The 246-nt window shown below is 58.1% G+C and carries 1 protein-coding gene; it reads left to right on the forward strand.

Annotated elements, in window-relative coordinates; translation table 11 throughout:
- Positions 1–246: hypothetical protein (locus ACLJNW_RS27580; RefSeq protein ID WP_410961743.1), on the forward strand; the 246-nt coding region annotated here is incomplete at both ends.

Raw genomic sequence — 246 nt, forward strand, 5'->3', positions numbered from 1 at the left:
GTGCGAAGCTGCTCCGCACCCTGGGCGTCAAAGGCGATCAAGCGGAGCTGCGAAGTGCCAGCGACGAGTTCGGTGGCCATTGTCTCGCGCTGACGCTGCTGGGCAGTTATCTGACCGATGCGTACAATGGAGATGTTCGTCGCCGGAAAGAAGTTTCAGGACGTCTTGGCCACGACGAGCGACAGGGAGTCCATGCCCGAAAAGTCATGGAATCTTACCAAATCTGGTTTGGCGAGGGTCCTGAGT

This window comes from Salmonella sp. SAL4457 (genome assembly GCF_046548235.1).
GTDB classification, from domain to species: domain Bacteria; phylum Pseudomonadota; class Gammaproteobacteria; order Enterobacterales; family Enterobacteriaceae; genus Salmonella; species Salmonella enterica.